20 protein-coding genes and 2 tRNA genes are annotated in these 20,297 nt (G+C 62.4%); 10 read left to right on the top strand and 12 right to left on the bottom strand.

Annotated features, from left to right (window positions below; genetic code table 11):
• Positions 1 to 4: 4 nt before the first annotated feature.
• Complete coding sequence (locus tag BLW50_RS08375; RefSeq protein WP_090700231.1) at positions 5 to 1,285, bottom strand: multidrug effflux MFS transporter; 1,281 nt, start codon at positions 1,283 to 1,285, stop codon at positions 5 to 7.
• A 215-nt stretch (positions 1,286 to 1,500) separates the two neighbouring features.
• Positions 1,501 to 2,391, bottom strand: a complete 891-nt coding sequence (locus tag BLW50_RS08370; protein WP_090700228.1) for a LysR family transcriptional regulator — start codon at positions 2,389 to 2,391, stop codon at positions 1,501 to 1,503.
• A 132-nt stretch (positions 2,392 to 2,523) separates the two neighbouring features.
• On the opposite strand from BLW50_RS08370, the gene BLW50_RS08365 reads away from it, so the two are divergent.
• The 4 genes from BLW50_RS08365 (at position 2,524) to BLW50_RS08350 (ending at position 6,295) form a co-directional block, all read left to right on the top strand.
• Entirely contained in the window at positions 2,524 to 3,405 is an 882-nt protein-coding gene (locus BLW50_RS08365; protein WP_090700224.1) for a polysaccharide deacetylase family protein, read from the top strand.
• Between the two features lie 79 nt (positions 3,406 to 3,484).
• Complete coding sequence (locus BLW50_RS08360; RefSeq protein WP_090700220.1) at positions 3,485 to 3,751, top strand: hypothetical protein; 267 nt, start codon at positions 3,485 to 3,487, stop codon at positions 3,749 to 3,751.
• 65 nt (positions 3,752 to 3,816) lie between these two features.
• Positions 3,817 to 4,581, top strand: coding sequence for an SAM-dependent methyltransferase (locus BLW50_RS08355; RefSeq protein ID WP_348272792.1), 765 nt, complete (start codon positions 3,817 to 3,819; stop codon positions 4,579 to 4,581).
• A 118-nt stretch (positions 4,582 to 4,699) separates the two neighbouring features.
• Entirely contained in the window at positions 4,700 to 6,295 is a 1,596-nt protein-coding gene (locus BLW50_RS08350) for an EAL domain-containing protein (protein ID WP_090700216.1), read from the top strand.
• 11 nt (positions 6,296 to 6,306) lie between these two features.
• On the opposite strand, the gene BLW50_RS08345 is transcribed toward BLW50_RS08350, so the two are convergent.
• A complete protein-coding gene (locus tag BLW50_RS08345) occupies positions 6,307 to 7,743 on the bottom strand; it encodes a sulfatase family protein (protein WP_090700213.1) in 1,437 nt (478 codons plus the stop codon).
• Between the two features lie 282 nt (positions 7,744 to 8,025).
• Between BLW50_RS08345 and BLW50_RS08340 the strand changes: the two genes are divergently transcribed.
• The gene (locus BLW50_RS08340; protein ID WP_244544175.1) at positions 8,026 to 8,487 is read left to right on the top strand and encodes an IclR family transcriptional regulator; all 462 of its coding nucleotides are present in this window, start codon (positions 8,026 to 8,028) and stop codon (positions 8,485 to 8,487) included.
• Between the two features lie 491 nt (positions 8,488 to 8,978).
• On the top strand, positions 8,979 to 9,335 hold the full coding sequence (locus BLW50_RS08335; RefSeq protein ID WP_210186056.1) for a GCG_CRPN prefix-to-repeats domain-containing protein: 357 nt from the start codon (positions 8,979 to 8,981) through the stop codon (positions 9,333 to 9,335).
• A gap of 283 nt (positions 9,336 to 9,618) precedes the next feature.
• Here BLW50_RS08335 and BLW50_RS08330 read toward each other — a convergent pair.
• Positions 9,619 to 9,694, bottom strand: a tRNA-Asn gene (locus BLW50_RS08330).
• A gap of 198 nt (positions 9,695 to 9,892) precedes the next feature.
• On the opposite strand from BLW50_RS08330, the gene BLW50_RS08325 reads away from it, so the two are divergent.
• Positions 9,893 to 9,966: transfer RNA gene (locus BLW50_RS08325), tRNA-Cys, on the top strand.
• A gap of 116 nt (positions 9,967 to 10,082) precedes the next feature.
• Here the strand turns inward: BLW50_RS08325 and BLW50_RS08320 are convergent.
• Both BLW50_RS08320 and BLW50_RS08315 read right to left on the bottom strand, forming a co-directional pair.
• Positions 10,083 to 10,511, bottom strand: a complete 429-nt coding sequence (locus tag BLW50_RS08320) for a hypothetical protein (RefSeq protein ID WP_090700208.1) — start codon at positions 10,509 to 10,511, stop codon at positions 10,083 to 10,085.
• Positions 10,512 to 10,635: 124 nt separating this feature from the next.
• Positions 10,636 to 12,081: an MFS transporter gene (locus BLW50_RS08315; protein WP_090700205.1), complete on the bottom strand. Its 1,446-nt coding sequence runs from the start codon at positions 12,079 to 12,081 to the stop codon at positions 10,636 to 10,638.
• Between the two features lie 136 nt (positions 12,082 to 12,217).
• Here BLW50_RS08315 and BLW50_RS08310 point away from each other — a divergent pair, with 136 nt between their 5' ends.
• Entirely contained in the window at positions 12,218 to 13,132 is a 915-nt protein-coding gene (locus BLW50_RS08310) for a LysR family transcriptional regulator (RefSeq protein WP_090700202.1), read from the top strand.
• On the opposite strand, the gene BLW50_RS08305 is transcribed toward BLW50_RS08310, so the two are convergent.
• Complete coding sequence (locus tag BLW50_RS08305) at positions 13,129 to 14,109, bottom strand: MBL fold metallo-hydrolase (protein WP_244544451.1); 981 nt, start codon at positions 14,107 to 14,109, stop codon at positions 13,129 to 13,131. The genes BLW50_RS08310 and BLW50_RS08305 overlap by 4 nt on opposite strands.
• Positions 14,110 to 15,230: 1,121 nt before the next feature.
• Between BLW50_RS08305 and BLW50_RS08295 the strand changes: the two genes are divergently transcribed.
• Positions 15,231 to 15,533: a hypothetical protein gene (locus BLW50_RS08295; protein WP_090700194.1), complete on the top strand. Its 303-nt coding sequence runs from the start codon at positions 15,231 to 15,233 to the stop codon at positions 15,531 to 15,533.
• Between the two features lie 8 nt (positions 15,534 to 15,541).
• On the opposite strand, the gene BLW50_RS08290 is transcribed toward BLW50_RS08295, so the two are convergent.
• The 5 genes from BLW50_RS08290 to BLW50_RS30640 all read right to left on the bottom strand — a co-directional run bounded on the left by BLW50_RS08290 (position 15,542) and on the right by BLW50_RS30640 (position 19,847).
• Entirely contained in the window at positions 15,542 to 16,477 is a 936-nt protein-coding gene (locus tag BLW50_RS08290; RefSeq protein ID WP_090700192.1) for an NAD(P)-dependent oxidoreductase, read from the bottom strand.
• Positions 16,474 to 17,763 carry a phosphopyruvate hydratase gene (gene eno / locus BLW50_RS08285; RefSeq protein ID WP_090700189.1) on the bottom strand — a complete coding sequence of 430 codons (1,290 nt, stop codon included), beginning with the start codon at positions 17,761 to 17,763 and terminating at the stop codon, positions 16,474 to 16,476. The genes BLW50_RS08290 and eno overlap by 4 nt, the downstream gene beginning before the upstream one ends.
• Entirely contained in the window at positions 17,760 to 18,782 is a 1,023-nt protein-coding gene (locus BLW50_RS08280) for a phosphotransferase (RefSeq protein WP_090700185.1), read from the bottom strand. Before BLW50_RS08280 ends, eno begins: the two co-directional genes overlap by 4 nt.
• A gap of 82 nt (positions 18,783 to 18,864) precedes the next feature.
• Complete coding sequence (locus BLW50_RS08275; RefSeq protein ID WP_090700182.1) at positions 18,865 to 19,185, bottom strand: DMT family transporter; 321 nt, start codon at positions 19,183 to 19,185, stop codon at positions 18,865 to 18,867.
• A gap of 131 nt (positions 19,186 to 19,316) precedes the next feature.
• On the bottom strand, positions 19,317 to 19,847 hold the full coding sequence (locus BLW50_RS30640; RefSeq protein ID WP_170850055.1) for a hypothetical protein: 531 nt from the start codon (positions 19,845 to 19,847) through the stop codon (positions 19,317 to 19,319).
• A gap of 117 nt (positions 19,848 to 19,964) precedes the next feature.
• Here BLW50_RS30640 and BLW50_RS30270 point away from each other — a divergent pair, with 117 nt between their 5' ends.
• Positions 19,965 to 20,222 carry a hypothetical protein gene (locus BLW50_RS30270; RefSeq protein WP_139267526.1) on the top strand — a complete coding sequence of 86 codons (258 nt, stop codon included), beginning with the start codon at positions 19,965 to 19,967 and terminating at the stop codon, positions 20,220 to 20,222.
• Positions 20,223 to 20,297 lie beyond the last annotated feature (75 nt).

Here is a 20,297-nt window from a genome sequence, read left to right as displayed (position 1 = left end):
GCGGTTAGGCCCGCGCGGTTGGCTTGATAAGCCAGGCGCATGAGACGCTGCCAAGGCCGGCGAGCGCGATCACCCAAGCCATCGGCCAGGGGGTGCCGTCGGCGAAAGCACCGACCAGCGCCGAGCCGATGATGCCGCTGCCGTAATGGATGGCGCCGACCAGGGCCGAGACAGCGCCGGCACGTTCGGGAAAGTCGGAGAGGGCGCCGGCGATCGAATTGGCGACAATGAACCCGGTCGCCGAGACGAAGACGAACAGCGGCAGCACCAAGTCCCAGAGCCCACCCCATCCGGTCCAGGCCGTCGCCGCGAGCACGACGCCGGAAACGGCTGCCAGCTTCGTGCCGTGAACCAGGAGACGGGCACTGCCGAAACGCGCCACGATCCACGAGTTGATCAGGTTCGTCGCCATGATGCCGATGATGCCGACACCAAACAGCAGTCCGTAAAACTGCGGTGGCACGTGGTGATAGGAGATGTAAGCGAAGGGCGTACCGGCGACATAGGCATAGATGCCGCCATAGAAGAAACCGCCGGTGCCTGCATAGCCGAGCAGCTGGCGCTGCTTCAACAATTGGCCGTAACGCAGCAGCGATCCGCGCAGCGGCTCGCGGTTGCGCCGCTTGGCCGGCAGCGTCTCGGGGATGGTGAACAGGGCAGCAAGCGTCAACACGCCAACGCCGACCAAGGTCCAGAAGATGGCGCGCCAGCCGGCGAGGCTCAAAATCTGTCCACCGATGACAGGGCCGAGCAGGGGCGCGATGGCCATGACGGTCATCAACGTCGACAGCATCTGCGCCGCGCGGTGGCCTTCATAGAGGTCACGCACCATGGCGCGGGCCAGCGCCACGCCGGCGCAGGCGCCGACCGCCTGCACGACGCGCCAGAAGATCATCGCCGAGGCGCTGTCCGACAGCGCGCAGCCGGCCGAGCCGATGACGAACAAGACGAGCCCGATCGCCACGGGCACGCGGCGGCCATAGCGGTCGCCGATCGGCCCCCACAGCAGTTGGCCGAGGCTGAAGCCGACGAGATATCCCGAGACCGTCAGTTCCATCAGGCCGGTGGTGGCGCCCAGCGCCTGGCCCATGGCCGGCATCGCTGGCAGGTAGAGATCGGTTGAGATCGAGGCGAAGCCCATCAGGGCGCTGAGGACGGCGAGGACGCGCCAGCCACGGTTGGCAATGGGTCCGCTGGGGATCGCCGCGCGGGGGACGACAGCGGCGACCGTCGGAATGTCGCTGTCGGTGAGATCGCGACCAATTTGGGCGAGCACGGGTTTCATGGCTTAAGCCCAGTCTTTTCAAATGCCTGCAACATCTCAACTCTCCTGCCTGATGGGCTTTCGCCCCTGGCAATGGCGGAGAGATACGACTTATCGTTTGAGAGTATTAGCCGCATAAATCGCCATGCGGCTATGACCGTCACTCATGAGTGAGTGCGGAACAGCCATGATGGGCGGCGCCGCCAAAATCACGCTGCTTCAGGTCGCAAGCCCGCTCACGTTTCCTGGAACAGGGTTTCGCTCATGAAATCGATGAACACCCGCAGCTTCGGCGCCAGATAGCGGCTGGAGGGCCACAGGATCCGCATCGTGCCGGCATGAGAAACATAATCATCGAGCACAGTTTTCAGGCGCCCGTGTTTGAGCTGTTGGTGCAGCATCATGTCGGGCAGGCAGGCGATGCCGAGCCCGTCCTCGGCCATCTGCAGCAGCGGCTCGATCGTGTTGGCGATGGCGGCTGGCGGCAGCGCCAGGTCCAGATCCCTGCCGGCGCGCCGCAGCGGCCAGCGCTCGAACTTGCGGCTGGTCGCGAATTTATGCAGCAGGCAGGCGTGCGCCAGGAGGTCTTCCGGACGATGCGGCGTGCCCTTGCGCGCCAGATAGGCCGGGGAAGCGACGAGCTTGAGATGAAACTCCCCCAGGACGCGGCTCATCAGACGCGAGTCCGAAACCTCGCCGGCGCGGATGACGGCGTCGAAACCGCCGTCGATCACGTCGACCAGCTGATCGCTGAAATCGAGATCGAGCTGCACCTCCGGGTAAGCGCGCATGAAAGCGTTGAAGGCCGGCATCATCAGCGCGTTCACGATCGGCAGGCTGACGCGTAGCGTGCCGCGCGGCGCGCCCTGAGCCTGGGCCAGTTCCATCTCGGCCGCCTCGATCTCGCCGAGGATGCGCCGGCAGCGTTCAAGGAACATGGCGCCTTCCGGCGTCAGCGTGATCGTCCGGGTCGAGCGGTGGAACAGGCGCGTGCCGAGCCGTTCCTCGAGCCGCGTGATCGCTTTGCCGACCGCCGATGAGGAAATGCCGAGCTGGTGGCCAGCGGTCGTGAAACTGCGGGCATCCGCTGCTTGAACGAAGACGCCGAGCGCGCCGACATGATCCATGGTCAATCTCGATATTGGACAGAAAGGTCCGAAATGATCGGAATTATATCCATATGGTTATAAGGGGCGCAAACCCGCATTTTGAACTCCGACGCCAGGCCCCCAACTCGGGCATTCGTGACGGAGTTCAGAATGGAAAACGCTCTCTATGACTACTCGCCCATCACCGACCGGCCGAAGCTCGTCTGGCCAAACGGCGCTCGTGTGGCCTTCTATGTCGGCCTCAATGTCGAGCATTTCGAACTCGGCAAACCGTCCACCAGCATCTGGCAGGGCACTGCCAATCTCGTGCCCGATCCGCTGAACCACGGTTGGCGCGACTATGGCGCGCGTGTTGGCATCTGGCGGATGATCGAGAGTTTTGACCGCTACGGCATCCGCCCCTCGGTGTTGCTGAATTCCGATGTCGCCGCGCACTATCCGCAGATCATCGAAGCCGGCCGCAAGCGCGGCTGGGCCTGGCTTGCCCATGGCAAAACCAATTCCATGCTCCACGCCAACATGGAATCTGACGAGGAGCGCCGTTTTCTCAAAGCGGTGACGGAGACGATCGCCCAGGCCACCAGCCAACACCCGAAAGGCTGGATGGGGCCGGGGCTCACCGAAACCCTGGCGACCCCGAAGCTTCTCAAGGAACTCGGCTATTCCTATGTGCTCGATTGGACGGCCGACGATCAGCCCTTTGCCCTCAATGTGCCGGGCATGATGTCGGTGCCTTATTCGGTGGAACTGAACGATCTGATGCTGTTCACCGGTAGCGGCATGACCGGCGAGGATTTTTATCGCACCGTCGTCGACCAGTTCGACCAGCTCTATGCCGATGGCGCATTGACCGGCCGCGTCATGGCGCTGGCGCTGCATCCCTTCGTGACGGGCCAGGCCTTCCGCGCCAAATATCTCGACAAGGCGCTCGCCTATATCGCTTCGCACGACGGGGTCTGGCTCACCACCAGCGACGAGATCGCTGCCCATGCGGCGGCAACGGCGCAACGACCTGCGCTGGCCAAGGCCTGATCGCTGTCGCATTTTGCTCTGGGACAGAAGTGGCCGGACGGTGCTATCAATCATGAGCAGTACGGTAGGGGGCTGACTTATGCATATGGCGATGGTGATCGGCGGCGGCATTGTGCTGCTCGGCCTGTTTCTTTTGTTCGGAAAGCTTTGGGGCGAAACCGGCGTGAACATCGCCTTCGCTGCCAAGGTGTTTATTCCCGTCTGGCTCGTCGTGTCGCTGGTCAACATGTGGGTCGGCGTGACCAAGGCGGGTTATTCCGTGCGCGACGAACTGCCGATCCTGGCGATTGTCTTCGTCATTCCGGCCGCGATCGCCGCCGCTGCCATATGGCGCCTGGTGCGGTAACGTTTGGCCTGACGCGCACCTATGCGTGGCGTACAATGCACCTGTGACGGCGTGAAGATCGTTTGTTGGCCATCCTGATCAACCGTATGGCCATCGGCACACCGCCGATTTTAGGAACAGGCACCATGACCGCCGATGCCGCAGCGAAATTCGATCCGGCCCGGGCCGCTGAATATGAAAAGCAAAGCCGCATCGCGCTGGCGGGCTATGAGGCCTGTCACGATCTGGCGGCTTGCATGCTCACGGCCGCCCTGGGTGCTGGCTCCACCGCCACCGTGCTGGTCGCCGGGGCCGGAGGCACGGCCAATGAGATTGTCACGGCCGCTCGGCTCGAACCAGGCTGGAGTTTTGTCGCCGTCGATCCGTCGCATCCGATGCTCGATCTGGCCGTGGCGCGTATCGAGGCCGCCGGACTGTCGGAGCGCACCGAGGTTTTTGTCGGCACCGTCGCCGATCTGCCGCAGGATCGGTTGTTCGATGCGGCGACATTGATCGGCGTGCTGCATCATCTTCCCGGCGGCGAGGCCAAACAGGCGATCCTGCGCGACGTCGCCTTGCGCCTGAAGCCGGGCGCGCCTTTCATCATGGCCGGCAATCATTATGCCTATGCCTCGCAGCCTTTGATGATGGCCGCTTGGGCGCAGCGCTGGCGCATGCATGGGGCAAGCGCCGACGAGATCCAGAGCAAGCTGGGCAAAATCCTGCAAGGCGCCGATCCGCCGGAGTCGGAAGAAGCCGTCGCCACCTTGCTGACGGAGGCGGGCTTTGAAAAGCCGCTGCGCTTTTTCTCGAGCTTGTTCTGGGGTGCCTGGATGACGCGCCGGCGCTGAGTTTGCGAGCCCAATCATTTGGATTAATCACCCATAGTCCGAGACAGGCGCGCCGGAAATTCTTAATATAAGTCATAGACCATAGCCCCTCTGATGCACGCTGGGCAGGGTGCTGGACATGGACGCGCGGCGCTTCCGCATCATCGCGGCGGCTATTCTTCTTGGCTTGCTTGGCGCGATTATTCCGATCGCCACCATGGCCTATACGTCATGGGCGATTGCCCTCGGCAAAGAACAGGACGCGTTAAACCTGCTCGCCGACCGCGCCATTCAGCGCGCGGCCGAAACGTTCAAAGACGCCAAACTGGCGCTGGAGTCGATCGAGGCCGCTGCTCTGCCGCCCTGTTCGGACGCGCATATCATGCGCATGCGCATGATCACCCTCAATACCGAGCCGGTGGAGGAGATCGGCTATTTCGAAAACGGTCTGTTGAAATGCACGTCGTGGGGCATGACGGAGGGCATGATCCCTAAGTCGCGGGTTGATTACACGACGCCCGATGGAATTGGGGTCAACATCCGGATACAGCCGGGCGTGACCCGCGCCAAACAGATGACCGCGCTGAATTATGGGTCATACAACGCGCTCGTCGCGCCGTCGCGCTTTCTCGACATCATGGTCGAGGATGGCGTGTCTCTCGCCCTCACCAACGAACAAGGGATGGTCATCAACACGCTCAACGCGCCCGATCTCACGCTTGTGAAAGACTTCGTGGGCACGTCAAAGAAGGGTATGACGGACACGGCCATCTATGCCGTTGCCCGTCACGACGGGCTGATGGCCATCGCCATGGAGCCACGCGCGCAGCTTGCCGATCGCTTGCGTGGGGAGCGGTTGCTCCTTCTGCCGATGGGTGCGTTCATCGCCGCCTTCATCGTCGGCACCGTGATCTGGCTGTCGCGGAAACGTCTCTCGCCGCTCGCCGAGCTTGAGATCGCGGTGCGCAAGCGCGAGTTCATCGTCCATTACCAGCCGATCATCGAATTGAAGACCGGCATTTGCATGGGCGCGGAGGCCCTGGTGCGGTGGAGACGGCCCGACGGCACGCTCGTGCGGCCGGACCTGTTCATTCCCCTGGCGGAAGAGAGCGGATTGATCTTGCCGATTACCGATCAGGTGCTCGACGCTGTGATCTTCGATCTCAACCGGATACTGATCGAGGATCGGACCCTGCATATCGCCGTCAACCTCTGCGCCGCCGACATCACGACCGGGCGCGTCCTTGATGCTCTGGCGGAGAAACTACCGCAGACCGGCATTCGCACCGCGCAAATCTGGCTGGAAGCGACAGAGCGCGGTTTCATCGACATCGAGGCGGCGAAAGTAACGCTCGCCAAGGCGCGGGCGCTGGGCCATTCGGTGGCGATCGACGATTTCGGTACGGGTTATTCGAACCTGCAACATCTGCAAGGCCTGCCGCTCGATGCGTTGAAAATCGACAAGTCCTTCATCGATACGGTGGGCCGCAACACGGCGACGAGTTCGGTCACGTCGCATATCATCGACATGGCCAAGGCGCTCGGCCTCTTCACCGTGGCGGAAGGCATCGAGAGCGAGGATCAGGCGGATTATCTCAGAGCCCATGGCGTCGACTTCGGGCAGGGCTGGTTGTTCTCCAAGCCGCTGTCACCAGCCGAATTCATCGCCTATCATCGGAGCCGGAAACAAAAATACGGCGCCGCCCCGGAAGTCATTCATGTTGGGGCCGTGTAGAGGCGAGCTGCCTAGCGCGGCCGGGGCGGCGGCTCGACGCCGAAGTGATCGGCCATGTCAGCGCCACTGAACCCGGCCGTGAAGGATTTCGGATCGACCGGCAGCATGGTGGCATTCCAGGCCGCATAGTCGGCGACCATCCGCTCGAACAGCGCCGGATTGCGTGTCTTGTGGTTGGCGCGCTCCATCGGATCGTCAACAACATTGAACAGAAATGTGTTGTTCTTGATCTTGAGATATTTCCAGTCGCCATCGCGCATCGCCTGCTGCTCCAGGTTCTTGTAACGCCAGAAAAACTTGCGCGCCGTGACCGGCGCCGTTCCCGCCAGCGTGCGCACAAGGCTCATGCCGTCCATCGGATATTGCGGATCGGGCGCGGTCTTGGCCAGTTCGAGGAAGGTCGGCATCCAGTCCATGCTGATGATGGTCTGCTCGCTGGTCTGGCCGGCGGGAATGCCGCGTGGCCAGCGCACGACGGCTGGAATACGCAAGCCGCCTTCCAGCAGTTCGGTCTTGCGGCCCGAGAAAGGCCAGGTTTTGGCGAAACGTTCGCCGCCATTGTCGCTGGTGAAGACAACAAGCGTATTGTCGGCAATGCCGTTGGCATCGAGCGCGGCCAGCACACGGCCGACCTCCGCATCGAGCGCCACCACCATTTCGGCATAGGTCTTCTGCGATCCCGCGTCATATTGGGCGAGCCCGCGGAGGCGTTGCGATTCCGCCTCGTCGCCGGGGCCTTCCCATGGCCAATGCGGTGCGTTGAAATGCAGGCTGATGAAGAACGGCTTCTGCACCTTCGCATAAGCATCGATGACGGATGCGGCGCGCTTGCCGAGCAAAGAGGTCAGATAGCCGACGTCCTGCGCCTTGACATCATTCTCCCAGAGATCGTGCGTGTCGGTGGCCGGGCCACCGCTCTTATGGGTGAAATAATCGACCGCACCACTGCGGAAACCATAGAAATGATCATAGCCGCTTTGCAGCGGGCCGAAGTCGGGCAACCTGCCGAGATGCCATTTGCCGATCAGCGTCGTGCCATAGCCCGCCTTGCGCAGCAGCGAGGGCAGGGTGGGGTGTTGCGGCGGCAAGCCGACCTGGCGGTCGCCCAGGCTCGACAGCGGCTCTTCAAGGCCGATCGGCAGACGATATTGATAGCGGCCGGTGATCAAAGCGGTGCGCGTCGCCGAACAGACCGCCGAATTGGCATAGGCTTGCAGGAAGCGCATGCCGCCTGTCGCCAATCTATCGATATTCGGTGTCTGATAGTCCGTGCGGCCATAGCAGGAGAGATCTGCATAGCCCATGTCATCGGCCATGATGAAGATGATGTTGGGCGGGCGGCTGTCTTGCGCCGCGGCGCGTCCGCCTTCGACCGCCAGGGCCAGCGAGCCAGCCGCGCCGCTTTTCAAGACATCGCGACGTGAAATCTTCCGCTTGGTCAGGCTCATGGCATCCTCCCTCGAAATATCGATGTCACATTGCTCGCTTCGACAAGCCGTACTCCGCAAGACATAATACAGTCGCGTACCGCCAGGCGGCACGCAGCTACGGCGTGAGGAGGGATGCGCATGCCAGAGGCGGATCAGGTTCGGGCTCTATCCCGTGGGCTTGATATCCTGGAATTCCTGGGCGGGGCGGGGCCTTCCGGTCTGCATCAGATTCATCTGGGTACGCGGCTGCCGAAAAGTTCCCTGCGGCGCTTGCTGGCGACTTTGGTGGAGCGGCGGTTCGTGCGTGTCGGCCTCACCGACGGCATGTATCGCAGCAATATCGCCACGCTGCAGGCGGTAAATCCGCGCGATAGTGTTCTCATCGGCCGGCTGGTGGAGGTGGCACGCCCGCATCTATTGGAGCTCACACAAAACGTGCAGTGGCCGGTCAATCTACATTTCTTCGTCAATGGCCGCATGCGGGTCATTGAGTCGACCCATGGGCGCAGCCCATTTGGTCGTCCGAACGGAGCTGATGTCGATGTCGAACTGAATATGTTCGTGGCCGCCAGCGGATTGGCTTATCTCGCCTGTTTAGGGAAAGACGAAGTCCTCGACATTGTCAGCGCGGTTCGCCACGACGAGTTTGCCTGTGCCGAACGGTTTGGTGTGACGCTGAAAAGTCTGGGCGCAACGTTGGATCTGGTGCGCAAGACCGGCTACGCGACGCGCATGGCCCCGCAATTGCGAAAATTTGATTGACGGGCCATTGCCGTCGCCGTTCACAGTGAAGGGCGGCCCATCGGCGCGATCGCTGTTGCGTGGTCCAAGCAGCTGATGGACGAAGATCACTTTTCCGAGCTGCACCTGGAGACGCTTCAGCAGGCCGCGGCTGCGATTTCGGCGCGGTTGCAAGCACCCAGGCCTACGGCCGGTAGCGCGGTACGAGGCATTGCCGTTTAGACCTCCGACGAAGGTTCTGACTAAGATTGCTCGCGCGCGCCTCGCCCCATCCAGACGCGACGAAGCTGCCGCCGACGGGCAGGGCGACGCCGGGCACCGGACTGGCCCCAGGGCTGCACAGTCAAGTACCGTGGCGGCAATCTCATCGGCGCGACCCATTCGGCCGATCGGCTGCTCACGTGAATAGCGTTAGCCATGATATCTTGTGCGAAGCACGGGGTATTGGGTGCTTCAGACTCTGTTCATGTCTACTAGGGCTTGTAAGGGCTGTTTTTTATGGAGCTTGCGAAATGAAGTTTGTTATTAGCGCTGCGATTCTTTGTCTCGGCATGGCCTCGGCCGCCCAGGCGATGCCGAATGGGACGCCGTTGACCGACTCGTCCCTGATCACCAACGTCGCTATGGGTTGTGGCCCTGGCTGGGCGCGCGACGGGTTTGGCCGTTGTGTGCCGTTCCGCCGCTACGGACCGCCCGTCGTGCGCCCCGGCTTTGGCCCTGGATATGGCCCCCGTCCGGGTTACGGCTACGGCCCGCGCCCGGGATATGGCCCGCGGCCGGGATACGGTCCGCGTCCGGTTCGCCCGGGCTTCGGCGGCCCGGTGACGCGTCCCAACGTTGGTGGTCCGACCACGCGCCAGTTTCGCTAAGCGTTTTCAACGCACGATAAAGCCCCGTCTCCAGGTCTCTGGAGGCGGGGTTTTTGTTCGGCCTCTTGAGCGTTGCGAGAAGAATCGGCAAGCGCCCGCCGCTTAGCAGGCAATACTGGCCGAGCCATCGCTCAGGCGCATGAAAGGTCCGACGGAGACGGCGGTAAATGTGAGTGTGACACTCTGGAAGATATGGCGCGGGATAAACCGATGACCGCTTGAGGCAGGTCTAAATCCGCTGCCAATCGTCTGTTTTTCTACGCTCTTGCGTACAAAAGACGAGTGGCTCCCCGAGCTGGACTCGAACCAGCGACAATTCGATTAACAGTCGAATGCTCTACCAACTGAGCTATCGGGGAACAGGTCCCTGCGGACGCCGCTGCGTATAGCAAGGCTCGCGCGAAATGCAAACGCAAATTGGCTCGTAAGGTGGGGATTATCCAAATTCAGATGTCATTTTCGCGTCGCGCGGAGCAAAGCGCCATAAAGCCTTGCCGTGACACCGAATCCTTTGCTAAGAGCGCGGCTCCGGCGCGGCTTTCAAGGCTCCCGGGTGAGGCCTCGTGGCGGAGTGGCTACGCAGAGGACTGCAAATCCTTGTACGGGGGTTCGATTCCCTCCGAGGCCTCCAAATCTTCCAATCATTGATTTTAATGGGTTTTTGGTCTTTTCATCCGGCCAAAAGCCGCTGCCGCCCGGTGCCGAAGCATCGGACGGGCAGGTGGTCGGTGATTCTGGCCGGAATGGCTAAAGCAAACCGTCCAAAATCTCGCGCTCGCGCACGATCTCCGGCTGTTTCGCTTGGCCTGAGTCGGTTTCCGCCGCGACAGGCAGTTGCAAAACGGTCGCATATTGTCCGCAGCGCAGTTCCGTCACCAGGACGATCTGCCCATCCGACAGTTCGAGCGCGTCGTGGTGGCAGTTCGGCTGTTCGAGGTTGATGGTCCGGAAGCGGGCCGAGGCGCTGCCTGTTTTTTTGGTCGAGAAGAGCCCGCGTTCGAATTCGACATTCTTATCAAATGCCAGTTCCGTCCCCGGCAGCAGACATACAGCTGTGTCGGGAGCACCGATGGCGGCAAAGCCGCGGGTTGTGGTGTTCGGGAAGCGTGTCGAGGTCAGCCGCTCGCCAACCTGGGCCGGACGAGAGTCTACAGAATGAAGGCTGTAATCGCACATAGGATCTTCTCCTTCCGTGCAGCCCCCCAGTACTCAAGCGCACTTAGGCGAAGGCCTAAAGCTACCATCGAAATGCGAATCAAATGCGGCAGCCGGATGTTTCGCTAACCGCCTGTGTCGATTCTTATTCTCCCGGCTCCGCTTCAGGCATCGGGCGTGGTGCGCGCGCACGGCTCACGCCCGCAAGGGCGAGGGCGATGAGGATCAGCACCGTGGCCACCGCGAAGGTGGCATGCAGGCCGGTGGCGACAGTCTCGGGGCGGGCGGTCGTGACGTCAACCGTCGCTGATGTGAAGGCGAACACCGCGCCCATGACCGACGCGCCGGTGACGAGACCGAGATTGCGCGACAGGCTGAGCAGACCGGAGATGACGCCGCGCCGATCTGGAGCGAGATCGGTCATGACGGCCGTGTTGTTGGCGGTCTGAAACAGCGCATAGCCGAGGGTGCAGACGATGAGAGAGCCGAGATAGCCGGGAATGCCCAGGCGCGCTGGCAACAGGTAGAGAAGCAGGCAACCAGCCGCCAAGCTGCTTAGACCGATCATGGTTACGCGCCCCGCGCCGAAACGATCGACGATGCGTCCCGCCGGCACGCCCGTCAGCGCGGCGACGAAGGGACCAACCGACATGACCAGTCCGACATGGACAGCATCCAGCCCCAGTCCTTGGGCGAGGTAGAACGGCCCGACCACGAACGTCGCCATGATCACGGTCGCGACGAGGCCGCTCATCATCAGGCCTGCGCGCAAAGCCGGATCTCGGAAGAAGGCCAAGCGGACAAGGGGTGCGGGCGCGGACGCTTCGACGCGGATGAAGAGGGCTGTGCCGATCGCGGCGACCAGCAGCAAGATGACAGTGATGAAGCCGAAAGGACCGTGCCGTGTCATCGCCAGCGCATAGGCCGCCAGCGTCAGCGCCAAAAGGGTGGTGCCTGCCACGTCGAAGCCGGCGCGGCTTGTCTTCGGAGCGGCGCGATCGGCGGGCAGGTGGCGATAGGCGAGAACGAACGCGGCCGCGCCTAGGGGCAGATTGACGAGAAAGAGGGCTGGCCAACCGAAGGTGGCGGTCAACACGCCGCCAAGCGAGGGGCCGAGCGCCGTGCCAACCGCCGAGGTGGTGCCGAGCAGGCCCATGGCGCTGCCGGTGCGGTCTTTAGGCATGGCGTCGCCGACAAGCGCCATGGTGAGTGCCATCATGACCGCCGCGCCGAGACCTTGTGCTGCCCGTGCGCCGATCAGCCATCCCAGCGTCGGCGCGACACCACAAAGGAGCGATGCCAGCGTGAACAGGAAAAGCCCGCCCAGCAACAAGCGACGGCGGCCGATGACGTCGCCGAGCCGGCCGGCGCTGACGATCAAACTGGTGATGGTGAGGAGGTAGGCCAGGACGATCCACTGCACCTCCTGAAAGCTGGCGCCGAAAGCCTGCGACAGGGTCGGCAGGCCGACATTGGCGATGCTGGTGCCCAGCGACGACAGCAGCATGGACAGCGACAAGGCAACGAGCGCCCAGCGGGCCGAGGGGGAATGCGAGGGAGCTTGCAAGCGGGCGTTCAAGCGGGCGTTCATGGGAGGCCTTTCCAGCACCACTCGAGGGCGCCGTTACGGACCTAATCTCAGCCCAGATATGGCGGAAGGCGCATCATTTGCATTTTATTCGTGCGTCAGACGCCACATATGGGTGAACCCGTGCTACGCTCAGCCCATGTCGAGGCCCGATCTCAACCTGCTTGTCACCCTGGATGTCCTGCTGGCGGAAGGCAGCGTGGCGCGCGCCGCCCGCCGTCTGCGGCTGAGCCCGTCGGCCATGAGCCGGGCGCTGGCGCGGCTGCGCGAAACCACCGGCGATCCGCTTCTGGTACGGGCCGGGCGGGGCCTCGTGCCGACGCCACGGGCGCTGGAATTACGCGGACAGGTTCATCAACTCGTTCAGGATGGGGAGACCGTTCTACGCCCGGCCGAACAGCTCGACCTTGGAAGCCTGGTGCGCACGTTCACCTTGCGTAGCCGGGAAGGCTTTGTCGAAACCTTTGGGGCGGCGCTCCTCGCCCGCATCGCGCGGGAAGCCCCCGGTGTGCGGATCTATTTCCTGCCGAAGCCGGACAAGGACAGCACACCTCTGCGCGAGGGAACGGTTGATCTGGAAACCGGCGTTGTCGGCGATTCAATCGGGCCCGAAGTGCGCGCCCAGGCCTTGCTCCGGGATCGGTTCATCGGTGTCGTGCGGGCGGGCCATCCCTTGAGCAAAGGCAAGATGACGCCGGCGCGCTACGCCGCCGCCGGACATATCGCTGTCTCGCGACGCCGGCTCGACAAGGGGCCGATCGACGAGGCGCTGCAACAGGTCGGGCTCGAACGGCGGATTGCCACGTTCGTCGGCGGCTTTCCCACCGCCTTGGCATTGGCGCGGGCGACCGATCTTGTCGCCACCGTGCCCGAGCGGCAGACGGAAAGCCTGCGGGCCGGCATGGTTGATTTCGCGCTGCCGATCGACCTGCCGGAGATGGCCATTTCCTTGCTCTGGCACCCCCGGCTTGATGCCGATCCCGCCCATCGCTGGCTGCGCGGCTGTGTGCGGGAGGTGTGCGTGGAACCCGTGGCGAAGGCCGCGCCGCGCTAATCCACTTCCATCAGATCGCGGCCGACGATCACCTTGCCGGGAAAGTTCTTGCGCACGCCGTCGGCCCACATCTCGTCGGTCATCGTCGGGTCGAAGCCCGGCACGAAATGATTGAGGACGACCGTCTTCACGCCGGCTGCCGCGGCAATCTTGCCGACCTGTTCCACCGACGTATGGATGGCGAGTACCGCCTTCAGCACCCGTTGCGCTTCTTCAGGCGAGCGCCCCTGTTCGGCGAATTTCTTCGTGAACAGTTCGCGCGTGCGTTCTTCGTGAATGATTTCATGGACGAGGATGTCGGCGCCCTTGGCCAGGGCCACGAGTTCGTCGCTCATAGCTGTATCGCCGCTGAACACCACCACTTTGTCGGGCGTCTCGAAGCGATAGCTCAGCGAGAAATGATGTTGCGCGCCATCATGGCCGTGGTCGGGATAGTGGGTGTTCTCGGCGGCGGTCACTTTCACGTTCTTGTCGGCATAGATGGCGCCGGGTGTTACGTCATGGCCGGTGAAGAGCTTGGCTGGGTCGGCGTTGCGCCCGTCATATTTCATGCGCACGGTCGCATTGGGCGAGAAATAGACCTTGTAGGCTTCGATCATGTCCTTGGTGCCGGGCGGCCCATAGGCGTCGATCGGTTGCGACCGGCCGTTCGACCAGGCGAGGCCCATCAGCGTGCCGAGGTCGGCGTTGTGATCGTCGTGATGATGGGTGATGAAAATTTTGGCCACTCGCTGCAGGCCGACGCCAGCCAGTTCCAACTGCCGTCCCACAGCATTGCCGGCGTCGATCACATAGGGCTCGTTATTGACGAGCAGCACGCTTGCTGGCTGGTTGCGTGTTGGCAGTGGGGTGGGGCCGCCACCGGTGCCAAGCAGAATGAGGCGGGTGGTCTTGCTTTGCGCCAGCGCCGGGCCGCTACTTGCCGCCACGGCCGAAGCGACAAGAAATTTCAGTCCGTCACGTCGCGTGAATGTCATGCTCACCATGCCCCTCCAAGATCATTTTTGGATCGTCATTATGTCGGGGGAAGGTGGCGCACGCGCTGGCGCGCCGAAATGGAAAATTCGTCCGCTGGACATGACAGGGCGGAATATCGCCCGTCGTCTTCAACCAGATTCTTTACATGAAACTTGCCAGCCAAGCGGTGGATTCGATTCATGTTTGTGGTGTGCCCTGAAAACAGAAGGGAGCCCGAAGGCTCCCCCCATGCGCGTATGATCTTATCGAGAAACGATCTAATTCATTCGCTCTAGGTTGTGTTTTTCTTGCAGGCTTCCCGGAACTTATGGCGCTTCTTGCCGCGTAGCCCCTGGTCATCGGCTTGTTTGGAACAGGCTGCCGATCTTGCTCTCTTATCCGCCGTCGTCGGCTTGGCGCGCATATTAGATGCAGGTGCGGCGGGCTGAGCCGCAGGTGCCATAGAAGGCGCTGCCATAGGCGGTGGGGCTGTTCCGGCCGGCGGGGTCGGTGTCATCGGGGTTGTCTGGGCAAAGACGGGGGCGGTGAAAAGGACCGCGAGAGCGGAAGCGGTGAGAAGAATCTTTTTCATGGAAGAACCTCACTCCCAGCAACATGCTGGCGGACCATCCAGCGCCTGCCAACCTGAACGCTAAATGACTGGCGAGGCGTTGCCTCTGGTGTTCGGCGGGAAGTGCCTTGGATCCTGATCTTACGATCAGAGAATCCTATGTTACGCTTCGTTGCCGGGAACAGCTTGTGAAAGAAATGCGGCGAGGGAAGATCGGATGACGATGCTCCGATTAAAGGCACTGGCCTCCGCCGTGGCGGTCTTGGCAATAGTGGCTATCGTATGCGCCTATCTTTTCTTTTTTCCGTACCCAGGATCAAACGCAGGGTTTGGTCCCGAGTGGACGTGTATTCCGCAGATCAAAGGCGGTCCGATCTGTACAAAACGAGTCGGCGGCTGATTTCCAACCGCTCGATCGTTTTCGCAATCGAGGAAAAGCCAGCAACACTTTTATCTTGCGCGGTTAATGCCCGTGCCGCATTTCGTCCCGTTTTTGCCGCAGTCTCGCCCCTTGCCGTTGGCATGGTCTGAGTCCGGCGCACCCGCGCGCCTTTTTGCGGAGGTTGCTCCATGCGTTTTACGGCCATTTTCGGCATCGTCGGCCTCGCGGCGACGGCGGCGGTCATTCTGACCGCGAATGTTATCCAGCCGCCCGTGTCCGATGGCGTCAAAGTCACGGTCACTTCGGCCCGCCAGGGCGAGATCGTCAGCGCCATTCGCCAGAACGGATATCGCTGCGACAGCCTGGTCGAAACCCGGATGCTCAAATCCAGCGGCGACAGCAATGAGTTGGTCGCGCGCTGCGATGGAGATCTGCGCTATCAGGTGACAGCGCGTGCGGACACGATCTCCTCCGTCTCGGCTTGGGACTAACCCACCTTCTAAACCACCCGATGCAACAGCGGCTCGCCGGCGCTAAGCCGGCGGCAGTTCTCGGCGATCACATCGAAACTGCGCGCCAAGGTTTGCGGCGTCAGCCACGCCATATGCGGGGTGAGGATCACATTCGGGCAGGCGCGCAGCGCCGCCAAGGCCGGGCGCGGCTCGTTGTGGAAGACGTCTAGGCCGGCGCCAGCGATCCGCTTCTCCATCAGCGCCTCGACTAAAGCGGCTTCATCCACCAGTTCGCCGCGCGCCGTGTTGACAAGGATCGCATCGGGCCGCATGGCGGCGAAGGCATCGCGACCGATGAACTTATCGGTCTGCGGCGTGAAGGGCACATGCAGCGAGATGATGTGGCTCGTCGCCAACAGTTGATCGAGCGCCACAGCCTCCACATGGCCATCACCCTGCATCGAGCGTGACCACACCTGCACCTTGGCGCCGAGGGCCGCGAGCACCGGCGCGAGACGCTGTCCGACCGCGCCATAGCCGACAAGGCCGACGGTGCTGCCCGAAATTTCGCCGACACCTTCCTTTGCAGCCGTCGATGACACCCAATCATCGGCGCGCAACGCCCGGTCGAGATCGCCAACTTTGCGCAGCACCGCCAGCATCAGGCCGAGCGCATGTTCGGCCACGGCCTGCGTATTGGTGCCCGGCATATTGGCGACGGCGATGCCGGCCTCGCGCGCCGCATTGAGATCGATCGTGTTGACGCCGATGCCGATCTTCTGGATCAGCCGCAAGCGCGGCGCCGCCGCGATGATTTCCTTAGTCACCGGCACCAGGCTGTGCAGGAGCACCTCGGTGTCGGATAATTCGCGATAGAACCGGTCCCAGTCGTTTTCGCCGACGGAGACGATCCGAGGAAACTGCGCCTTGGCGAAAATCGCCTCGGAGGCGGGGCCGAGATTGAGGTGCAGCAGCGCTTTCATGCCGACCAGTTTACCATTTTCGGCAAAGCGGCCCAACCGGCGAAGGGGGCGCCCGAGGCTTCTTCGATGCGCAGGCTTTCATTCCACTTGGCCATGCGCTCGGAACGGGTGAAGGAGCCGACCTTGAGCTGGCCGGCATCCCATCCAGCAGACAGATGCGAGATCGTCACGTCTTCGGTTTCACCGGAGCGGGCCGAGACAAGGGTGGCGAGGCCGGCCGCGCGCGCCGTGGTCAGCGCCGCCAGCGCCTCGGTGATCGTGCCCGCCTGGTTTGGTTTGATCAGTACGGCGTTGACCGTCTTGTCGGCGATGGCGTGAGTGACGCGCGCCGCATTGGTGACGAGATAATCGTCGCCGACGATCTGGCAGCGTGTCGCATATTTTTGCGCGAAGGCGACGAAGCCATCGCGATCGTCTTCCGCCACCGGGTCCTCGACGGAGGCGATCGGATAGGCCTCGATCCAGCCACCGACCAGGCGGATCATGCCGTCGATGTCGAGCTTGCGGCCTTCGAGACCCAAATGATAGGCGCCATCGCGGCGGAAATTGCTGGCGGCGATGTCGAGCGATAGCACGATCTGCTTGCCAGGTTTGAAGCCCGCCTGTTCGATCGCCTGGATCAGCGTTTCGATGGTCTCTTCATTGGTCCTGAACTCCGGCCAGAAACCGCCTTCGTCGGCGACGCCGCGCAGCCGTCCCGAGCTTTTCAGAATGGCGCCGGCGGCGCGATAGACCTCGGCCGTCCAGTCAAGCGCATCAGCGAAGCTGCGTGCCGCCGGGCACATGATCATGAAATCCTGGATGTCGACACGCCCGTCCGCATGGGCGCCGCCGCCGAAGATTTGGATCTCGGGCAGGGGCATGCGGATGGGTTTGTCCTTCGCTAGATATCTCCACAGCGGCAGTGCGGCGGCATTGGCACTGGCTAGCAGCACGGCCATGGATGTCGCGACAAGCGCATTGCCGCCGAGGCGTGATCTCTGCGGCGTGCCATCGAGCCTGGTCATCAGGGTATCGATGGCGGCTTGCTGGGTCGCATCCTGGCCGATTAGCGCCGGGGCGATCTCGTCGCGCACGGCGGCGATCGCTTTCGTCACGTCATAGCCGCCGAAAGCCTTGCCGCCATCGCGTAGATCCACCGCTTCGCCACTGCCGACGGAAGCGCCAGCCGGCGCGATGGCGCGGCCGATGGCACCGCCATCAAGATGCACCTCCACTTCGACGGTCGGCCGTCCGCGTGAGTCCCAGACCCGGCGTGGATGAACGGCGGTAATGGCAGTCGTCATGAAGCAAACTCCGCGGCAAAATCGGTCTTGATGGTTGTCAGCGTGCGCGCCTCGTCGTGCAGCAGGCTGCGGGCGACGCGACGCACGCGCGCTTTATCGTTTTCGTCCGTGATGTATTCGACCGGCGACTTGCCGTCGATGCGCGCCAGCATCAGCCCTGGCAGGATGCGGGCAATGCGCTGAGCGATGTCGGCTGCGGGTTCGAAGGTGATCGCGCCGAGATAGGCCTCGGTCAAAGCGTCGGCGCAGGCGACGAAGTTTTTACCCGCTGCCGGTACCCAGACGCATTTGAGATAGAGATGGTTGAGGCAGAAGGCGATGTCGAAAGCTGGCTCGCCATACCAGGCGCATTCCGCATCGAGCAGGATCGGGCTCCGCGCGCCGACGAGAATGTTCTTGGGGCTGAGATCGCCATGCACCAGGGCGCGTTTGTTGGCGAGAATATCGCGGCCGATGGCGCGCAGGGTTTCTGCGAGATCGGCATGACGCATGGCCGTGGCATAAAGATAGGGATCGACGCGCAGCGACAGAAACGCCTCGTCGGTGGCGAAGCGTTGCGCGATCGCATCGGAATAGGCGGTGGCATTGTGGATACGGGCCGCGATTTGGCCGACGGCGCTGGCCACGGCGGGGTCGGCACGTCCCTCACGCAGTTCGCGCTTCCACAGCGGATAGATATCCGGCGGATAGTAGGTCATGGCGAACATGTTCAGTTTGTCGTCGCTGGCGAGAACCTGCGGCACCGCCTCGGGCACGATGCACCGTGCTTCGTTCAGCCAGTCGACCTCGGATTGATTGCGCGACAGCGGCGCCATCCATGTCTGAGCGACACGCAATTGCGGCACGGCACGCTTGACGACGAAGTCGCGGTCACCACTCGTCACATGCCAGATATCGGCGGAGACGCCGCCCGTCAGCGGCTGCAGGGCGATGTCCTTCGTGCCAAGTCCGGTCGTGTCAAGTCCGGCGCGTTGCAGAAACTGCAAGACGTCATCGTTGTCGCGCGCGCTGTCGGCCATCGGCTGGGCGAGTCTCCCCGGTTCTTGCACCTATGGCTAGCGAGCGGCAAGCGTAAGGGCAAGAGCCGGGGAGGGTGAGCGATTATGCCTCGGTCGAGAGTTTCATCAGCACCAGGCCGCTGACGATCAGCGCCGCCGCGATGATGCGCGGCAGGCTGGCCTGTTCGCCCAAGACGAGGATGCCGACGACGAAGGCGCCGATGGCGCCAATCCCGGTCCAGATCGTATAGGCGGTGCCGAGCGGCAGACTGCGCATGGAGATGGCGAGCAAGGCGAAACTCGCCAGGGCGGTAATGAGGGTGATGATACTGGGCGTCAGCTTGGTGAAGCCTTCGGATTGCTTCATCGTGAACGCCCAGACGACTTCAAGAATGCCGGCGGCGAGTAACAGAATCCAGGCCATGTGGCCCTCCTTTTTCAAAAAGGGCCGGGCCGTCCCGGACATCTGCCCATTGATGGGGGAGGACGTTGCCTCGCGCACCCTGAAATAGGCAGGCGCGGCGCCGGGGTCAAGTTTCCGTGGATAGTCTTTGTTCAGTTTTCGTTCAGCCACGATGCGCGAGCATAGCCACTATCGATCGCCGATCCCATTGCTGATTCAAGGCGTTGGAGCGGCGTGAATATGGCGCGATTCACTCGGTCGGTGAGCGTCCCACCTTGAGGAGCAATAAGACAATGCGCAATTTCCTGAGACTTTCCATTATTGCTGCAGCGACGGTTATCGCTTTGCCGGTGGCCCAAGCCTTGGCGGCCCCCGTGACTCCCGTCCAGTCGCTGCCTGTGCAGCAGACGCAAACCAACAGCGCTGATATCCCAGCGCCGGGCGCTTCTGAGGTGCAGTATCATCATCGCCATCATGGCCATTATCGCGGTCATTGGCAGCGTCCTCGGCATCACCAGCATTTCCGCCACCACCACTATCGGCAGCATTGGGGCCATCATCACCATCGTGGCCATGGCTACGGGCACCATCGCCGCCATTGGTAAAGGATGAACGGCGGGCTTAGGCCCGCCGTTTTTCTGTGTATGCAGTGGGCTGTTCGGATTTGGTTGTTGTTCCGCCACAATGCCTACCCATTCTACATTCGGCTGCCGAGCTTCTGCTACTTGTTGGAGGCGGTTCGGTTCGTGAAAATGGCGCGATCACAAGGCCGGCGAGCGCCTGCCTCTAGGAGGAAATTGATGAACAAGCGCGACTTCCTGAGACTCACAGTCACCGCCGCTGCAGCTCTTGCTGCGTTGCCGGTGGCCCAGGCACTGGCGGCACCGGCTCTTTCGGCCGATCCAACGCCGGTTAAGCCGCTTGACGACAATGTCGCCGACAGGCCGGCCGAGGGCGCGACCGAGTCACAATACCACCACCGTGGTCGCCATCATCGTGGTCGCCATCATCGCCGCCCGCCGCCCCGCCACCATCGTCATCATCGTCGGTGGCACTGATCGTACCAAGACTTTTAGAACGGCGGGCTTAGGCCCGCCGTTTTCTTTTGGGAATAGTGGCGAATGACAAGTGTT

The organism is Beijerinckia sp. 28-YEA-48, from assembly GCF_900104955.1.
Classification (GTDB): domain Bacteria; phylum Pseudomonadota; class Alphaproteobacteria; order Rhizobiales; family Beijerinckiaceae; genus Terripilifer.
This window is presented reverse-complemented; position numbering and strand designations above follow the sequence as displayed.

Excerpts from the sequence above, each read along its gene's own strand:
- BLW50_RS08375 (WP_090700231.1), bottom strand. The coding sequence starts at position 1,285 with ATGAAACCCGTGCTCGCCCAAATTGGTCGCGATCTCACCGACAGCGAC.
- BLW50_RS08370 (WP_090700228.1), bottom strand. The coding sequence starts at position 2,391 with ATGGATCATGTCGGCGCGCTCGGCGTCTTCGTTCAAGCAGCGGATGCC.
- BLW50_RS08365 (WP_090700224.1), top strand. The coding sequence starts at position 2,524 with ATGGAAAACGCTCTCTATGACTACTCGCCCATCACCGACCGGCCGAAG.
- BLW50_RS08360 (WP_090700220.1), top strand. The coding sequence starts at position 3,485 with ATGCATATGGCGATGGTGATCGGCGGCGGCATTGTGCTGCTCGGCCTG.
- BLW50_RS08350 (WP_090700216.1), top strand. The coding sequence starts at position 4,700 with ATGGACGCGCGGCGCTTCCGCATCATCGCGGCGGCTATTCTTCTTGGC.
- BLW50_RS08345 (WP_090700213.1), bottom strand. The coding sequence starts at position 7,743 with ATGAGCCTGACCAAGCGGAAGATTTCACGTCGCGATGTCTTGAAAAGC.
- BLW50_RS08335 (WP_210186056.1), top strand. The coding sequence starts at position 8,979 with ATGAAGTTTGTTATTAGCGCTGCGATTCTTTGTCTCGGCATGGCCTCG.
- BLW50_RS08320 (WP_090700208.1), bottom strand. The coding sequence starts at position 10,511 with ATGTGCGATTACAGCCTTCATTCTGTAGACTCTCGTCCGGCCCAGGTT.
- BLW50_RS08315 (WP_090700205.1), bottom strand. The coding sequence starts at position 12,081 with ATGAACGCCCGCTTGAACGCCCGCTTGCAAGCTCCCTCGCATTCCCCC.
- BLW50_RS08310 (WP_090700202.1), top strand. The coding sequence starts at position 12,218 with ATGTCGAGGCCCGATCTCAACCTGCTTGTCACCCTGGATGTCCTGCTG.
- BLW50_RS08305 (WP_244544451.1), bottom strand. The coding sequence starts at position 14,109 with ATGACATTCACGCGACGTGACGGACTGAAATTTCTTGTCGCTTCGGCC.
- BLW50_RS08295 (WP_090700194.1), top strand. The coding sequence starts at position 15,231 with ATGCGTTTTACGGCCATTTTCGGCATCGTCGGCCTCGCGGCGACGGCG.
- BLW50_RS08290 (WP_090700192.1), bottom strand. The coding sequence starts at position 16,477 with ATGAAAGCGCTGCTGCACCTCAATCTCGGCCCCGCCTCCGAGGCGATT.
- eno (WP_090700189.1), bottom strand. The coding sequence starts at position 17,763 with ATGACGACTGCCATTACCGCCGTTCATCCACGCCGGGTCTGGGACTCA.
- BLW50_RS08280 (WP_090700185.1), bottom strand. The coding sequence starts at position 18,782 with ATGGCCGACAGCGCGCGCGACAACGATGACGTCTTGCAGTTTCTGCAA.
- BLW50_RS08275 (WP_090700182.1), bottom strand. The coding sequence starts at position 19,185 with ATGGCCTGGATTCTGTTACTCGCCGCCGGCATTCTTGAAGTCGTCTGG.
- BLW50_RS30270 (WP_139267526.1), top strand. The coding sequence starts at position 19,965 with ATGAACAAGCGCGACTTCCTGAGACTCACAGTCACCGCCGCTGCAGCT.